This is a genomic window from Burkholderia sp. CpTa8-5 (assembly GCF_017815045.1).
Classification (GTDB): Bacteria; Pseudomonadota; Gammaproteobacteria; order Burkholderiales; family Burkholderiaceae; genus Burkholderia; species Burkholderia sola.
In genome coordinates this window covers 1-1,353 of sequence record NZ_JAGIQD010000070.1, presented here as the reverse complement: position 1 = coordinate 1,353, position 1,353 = coordinate 1, and the positions used below count along the sequence as shown (strand labels likewise).

Annotated in this window: 2 protein-coding genes; both read right to left on the bottom strand. The window is 67.3% G+C overall.

The window, feature by feature from the left end; translation table 11 throughout:
- On the bottom strand, window positions 1-794 hold a 794-nt coding region (locus J8I35_RS34350), incomplete at its 3' end, for a hypothetical protein (protein WP_209929390.1).
- Between the two features lie 120 nt (window positions 795-914).
- A partial coding sequence (locus J8I35_RS34345; RefSeq protein WP_209929389.1) for an SEL1-like repeat protein occupies window positions 915-1,353 on the bottom strand: 439 nt, incomplete at its 5' end.

Here is a 1,353-nt window from a genome sequence, read left to right as displayed (position 1 = left end):
CCGCCCTTGACGTCCTGCGCCTTGTAGCTGCGCAGCGCGACGACCATCTTGTTGTACGCGTCGATGAACGCGACGACCGTCGCCTTGCCTTCCGGCGTCGACGAGAAGCCCGCCAGCGCGCCGCCCACCCCGCCGCCGAAGCCGCCCAGCGCCGCGCCGTAGTTGGTCGCCGTCGAGCTGCCTTCCGACGCCGCGATCTGCACCGCCGAGCGCACGTCGAACAGCGTCAGCGTCACCACCGACGCCTTCGTCTGCAGGTGGCCCGCCACCGCCGCCACCGCGCTGTTGCCGATCAGCCCGCCGATCATGCTGCCGATCCCGCCGATCGGCGAATCGTTGATCACGATCTGCGGTTCCATGTAGTAGTCGGCCGCGACGCGCTGGCCCTTCTGCTGCTTCGAGCCCGCGCGGTATTCGCCCGAGTTGCGTTGCAGCTGCGTGATGCGCGACAGGCGCGCGTCGCTCTTCTGGTTGCCGATCGACGTGATCACGAAGCAGTTCGACTGCTGCACCGCCAGCCGCAGCAGCGGATCGATGCTCGTCACCTTGGTCGCGCTGCCGAACTGGCCCCACCAGTCGGCGTTGCGGCCGTCGTCGACCGCGATCGTGCCGAGCGGCGACGGGCAACGCTGCAGTTGCGAATCGGCGCCGGCGCTCGCGCCGCCGGCCGCCGCGCCCGTCACGCCGGCGTTCTGCCCGCCGGGCGTCACCACGCCGCCGCAACCCGCGACGGCCGCGCCAAGCGCTGCAACCAGCGCGCCTTGAGTGAGACGTTGGGAAAGGTTGGTCTTCATGTCGTTATCGATCGATTAGCGTCGTTGTTCGGCTTATGTGTTCGTGCGAACTTCGATAAGCCCCCCGGCGTGGCGCGCGATGGTGGTCTCCCCGCTGCCGCCCCGTTGCTCGATACCCGGTCAGTAGTACCAGTACGTCTGCTGCCAGACGCCGTAGTACGGATAGCCCGAGTACCAGTAGCCGTAATAGACGTCACGCCATTGCGTGCGCCATTTCCAGTCTTCTTCGTCTTCCTTCTTGGCCTTGCGTGCAAGGTCGAGCAGCTTCTTCGATTCCTTGTCGCCGCGGCCGGCCGCGATCGACAGCCACTTCTCCGCTTCGCGCGCATCCGAGCCCATTTCCTCGAGACCGAACAGGTAGAAACTGCCGAGCGCCTTTTGCGCGTTCAGGTCGCCGCGTTCGGCGGCCTCGCGCATCCACTTGAGCGCCTGGTAGCTGTCCTGGCGCACGCCGTCGCCGCGGAAATAGCGCAGGCCGAGGTCGTAGGCGGCCTTCGGCTGGGTCTTCGCGGTTTGCTTGAGCGCGGCGATGCGTGGATCGTCCCGGTCTTCCGCATCG